This is a genomic window from Endozoicomonas sp. SESOKO4 (assembly GCF_024606275.1).
Window position 1 is genome coordinate 1 of sequence record NZ_JAHHPS010000530.1, and the last position, 2,486, is coordinate 2,486.

A 2,486-nucleotide genomic window follows, 5' to 3' on the forward strand; every position below is an offset into this window, starting at 1 on the left:
AAGAGCTGGAAAAAGCGCAAACCCTGATAGAGATATGCAAGAAAAAAAACATCACAGTCAAGTACACTTTTTATAAGCTTCTTCGATTCGTAGAGAGAAAGTCTTTTAATGGCTTCTTCGATAATGCGACCGTTTTTTTTGGGCGCCTTCCTGAATCCTTCAAAAATACCGGCATGCTGACCAGCATGCTAAATAATAAAAAACATATCCGTGATTTTGCCGAGCGTAGCCAGGGTGAACTCGAATATTTAGCGAGTTTGGATGTATTGACTTCCCTTTCGTCCATGAATAATAGAAAAGGCTTGCTCAAACATGAGGAAGTGGAAGAGATGCTGAGCTGGCCCGAATGGAAAGACGAGTATGGCGAGTTCAATACGGAGTTATTCCGCTCTTTCTCATCTATGAACGCCAAAAGAGGCATACCCAAACATGAGGAAGTGAGAGAGATTCTTAGCTGGCCGGAATGGAAAGATAAGGATGGCAAGTTCAGTAAGGAGCTGTTCCGCCCCTTCTCATCCATGAATAGTAGCAAAGGTATACTTAAACACGAGGAAGTGAAAGAGATCCTGAGCTGGCCGGAATGGAAAGGCAATGATGACGGGTTCAATATGGAACTGTTCCGTGCTTACTCATCCATGAAAAGTGGTAGAGGCATGCTCAAACATGAGGAAATGAAAGAGTTGTTGGGCTGGCCGGAATGGAAGGACAAAGATGACGAGTTCAATATTGAGCTGTTCCGCGCTTTCTCGTCCATGAACTGTGGTAAAGGCATACTCAAACATCAGGAAGTGAAAGAGGTGCTCGGCTGGCCGGAATGGAAGGACAACGATGGCGAGTTCAACATGGAGCTATTCCGCTCCCTCTCATCCCTGTACAACAAAAGAGGCGTACCCAAACATAAGAAAGTCAGAGAGATGCTGGGCTGGCCGGAATGGAAAGATGAGGATGACAAGTTCAATATGGGGCTGTTTCGCTCCGTCTCGTCTATGAATCATTCCAAGGGCATGCTCAACCATGAAGAAGTAAAAGAGGTCCTGAGCTGGCCGGAATGGAAAGACAAGGATGACAAATTCAATATGAGGCTGTTCCGCGTCTTTTCGTCCATGAATAATGGCATGGGCATGCTCAAACATGAGGAAGTAAAAGAGGTGCTGGGCTGGCCGGAATGGAAAGACAAAAATGGCGAGTTCAATATGGAGCTGTTTCGCTCCCTCTCATCCATGAATAATGGCAAAGGTATGCTCAAGCATGAGCAAGTGAAACGGGTGCTGAGCTGGCCGGAATGGAGAGACAAAGATGGAGAATTCAGTGTGGAGCTCTTCCGCGCTTTCTCATCCATAAACAGTGGTAAAGGCATGCTTAAACACGAGAAAGTGAAAGAGATCCTGAGCTGGCCGGAGTGGAAAGACAGGGACAGCAAGTTCAACATGGAGCTGTTCCGCTCTTTCGCGTCCATGTACGACCAAAGAGGTATACCCAAACATAAGGAAGTGAAAGATATGCTGAGCTGGCCGGAATGGAAGGACAAAGATGACGAGTTTAGTATGGAGCTGTTCCGCTCCTTCTCATCTATGAATAATAGAAGAGGCATGCTCAAACATGGGCAAGTGAAAGCAATGTTGGGCTGGCCGGAATGGAAAGACAAGGATGGTGAATTCAATATGAAGTTGTTCCGCTCCTTCTCATCCATGAATAGTTGCAAAGGCATACCCAAACATGAGCCAGTGAAAAAAGTGATGGATTGGATAAGCTGTGGAGGTGCACCCAATCACCAGCTCCTGCGAATAATGACCAGACTCTGGAAATCAGAAGGGCTGCCTGCTATTCAGATGCTGCAACATCAGGAAACACAACTGAAACAATGGCTTTTAGCAGAATCTGCTGAAGACAAAAGTGATTCAGAGAGTGAAGAGGGCGACGAATACGATAGCGATTCAGAGGATGAGGAGGATGACGAATTCAATCGCCAAATAAAAACAGTGGCCCTTTATCTTTCCACCTCTAAGCCAGACTGGTCACTCAACTGGGTGGTTTTACAACAGTTTCAGCAATTCAATGCAAAGACTAAAACCGTTCTGATGATGGAATCATTGATAACGCTTTTATTTTCTTATGGCGGGAAAGGCGTCGAGCGCTACCTCCGGACTGATCAAAAGGATCGGGATTTTTTGTGGCGTCATTCGATTAAAACTTTGCCCTTGCATGTATTAAATAAGGCAATGGTTCTATCTTCTTCCCATGAACACAGAGAGCGTTTTATCCACTTTGTCAAGCGGCTGAAGTCATTGCCGGATAGGAGCCGATGGGAACAGTGCTCAGCCCTGTTGCAACCACTGTCGGGGGTGCTGAAACACGATTACATGAAAAGACTCTATTGGGAAATTCTGCAACCCTTAACAAAAGATGATCAGTTGCGTCTTCTGGACGCCAGCCATGCTCAGGCTGTGTTCGACCTGTTTCCCTCCTTGGGTGCCCTGCATAAACTC

The 2,486-nt window shown here is 46.0% G+C and carries 1 protein-coding gene; it reads left to right on the top strand.

Translation table 11 applies throughout. From position 1 onward, the window contains the following. Positions 1–2,486, top strand: a 2,486-nt coding sequence (locus KDK16_RS10340; RefSeq protein ID WP_257275996.1) for a hypothetical protein, incomplete at both ends; no start/stop codon positions are given.